Source organism: Sphingomonas sp. Leaf33, assembly GCF_001421785.1.
Taxonomy (GTDB): Bacteria; Pseudomonadota; Alphaproteobacteria; order Sphingomonadales; family Sphingomonadaceae; genus Sphingomonas.
Genome location: NZ_LMLB01000004.1, coordinates 1 through 1,764 on the forward strand (window position 1 = coordinate 1; position 1,764 = coordinate 1,764).

The window sequence follows — 1,764 nt, forward strand, 5'->3', positions numbered from 1 at the left end:
TGGCTCGCGTTGTAGGTCGAGCGGATCACGCCGGCGGGCAGCGTCAGGGTCTGGCCGGTGGTGAGCGCTGCGTTCGCGCCGAGGCCGTTGGCCTGGGCGAGCTTGTACCAGAGACTCGCATCGCCCCACACCTGCGCGGCGATGCCGGCGAGCGTATCGCCGGCGCGCACGGTGTAGCCGCCGCCCGAGGACCCCTGCTCGTAGCTGGTGATCTGGTCGATGCTCTCGGAGAAGGCATGGCCGTAGCGGCGGTTGTTGCCGAACGCGCCGTTCTGCTGCACCCAGCCCCGGGTCTGCACCGAGCCGGCATAATCGTTCATCCCGGTGCCGTCGTTGCCGACATGGCCGAGCTCGTTGCCGTTGAAGCGGTACCAGCGCTCGTGCGGGTCGCCGACATTGGGGTTGGTGTCGCTCTCGTCGCGGGTCAGCGCCTGGCCGGTGAGGTCGCTGACGATCGAGATCGTGCGCGACCGCCCGTCCGAGATCGAGATCGTCTCGAGCCGCCCGCCCGCACCGTAGGTGTAGACGGTGCTGCTCGAGGTCTGGCCCGAGGTGCTGGTGGAGGCGATCTGCGGCCCGCCGCTGCGCCAGTTGTAGCCGTTCGACGTGTATGTCGTGCCCTGGGGCTGGCCGTCGCGGTGGCTGTGGGTCGTCGACGACACGACCTGCCCCAGCGCGGCATGGCCGCCATAGTCGTTGGACGTGTCCGTGACGAGCGTCACGCCCCCCTCCAGCCGGCGGGTGATGTCGCGGGTCACCCGGCCCGCGGCCGAGTAGACCTGCTCATGGTCGTAGGCGATCTGCCCGGCGGCGTCGTAGTCGAGCTGGCGGGTCTGGCGCCCCATGCCGTCGAACTGGAAGCTGGCGCCGCCGCCCTGGCGGTCGAGCACGTTGGTCGAAACCGCATTGCCCTGGCCGTCGTCGGTGTAACCCGTCTCGACGATGGCGACGTTGGTCAGCTGCCCGTCGGCGGCATAGCCGAAGCTCTCCTGCCGCAGGCCCGTGTAATAGGCTTGGTGCTGCACCCACTCCCCGCGGTCGGGATCGTGGAGATAATAGGGATCACCGGGCTTCTGATAGGGCTCGAAGATCCAGACCTGCCCCATCAGCGAGGCGTCGCGCGTCGAGCTGACCCGCTGCCCGGCGCGGTCGTAGACCAGGCTCGCGCCGTTCCACCCGCGCACGATCTGGCCGTTCGACAGCTGCCCGCCGTCCAGCGTCACCCGGTTCATCGCGTCATACAGGAACCAGCGGTCCTCGCCCGCGCGCCCCACTGCGTTGCCCCACTGGTCGAGCGTCGCCTTGTCGGCTGTCGTCCGCCGGATGTTGCCGACCGCGTCGTAGGCCCACGTCATCGTCGCCCAGGGCAGCGCCGTCTCCGCCTGGTGCCACCAGGTCATCCGCCCGAGCGCGTCGTACGCGGCATTGGACTGGGTGTACTGCGCGCCGTCGCGCCAGAAGCTCTCGGCCGTCTTGCGCCCGGCCGCGTCGTAGCCGTAGCGCGACACCGCCCGCTCGTACCCCAAGCCCAGATCGCTCGACTGCGCCGACAGCAGGCCGGTGTTGTACCAGTTGTAGGTGACCGTCTCGCCCTCGTTACCCGACCGGGCGACCATCCGCCCGCCGCGGTCGTAGGTCAGGTGGGTCGTGTACATCGTCACGTCCGGCATCCGGTCGTGGCTGTAGGTCGTGCGTCCGAACACGTCCGATTGCTCGACCCGCTCGAACCCGTTGGCGTAGTGCGTGCTCTGGTGCCAGCCGCCG

At 69.4% G+C, this 1,764-nt stretch carries 1 protein-coding gene; it reads right to left on the reverse strand.

Annotated features, from left to right (window positions below; genetic code table 11):
- A partial coding sequence (locus tag ASE86_RS11800) for a LysM peptidoglycan-binding domain-containing protein (protein ID WP_156347144.1) occupies positions 1–1,764 on the reverse strand: 1,764 nt, incomplete at both ends.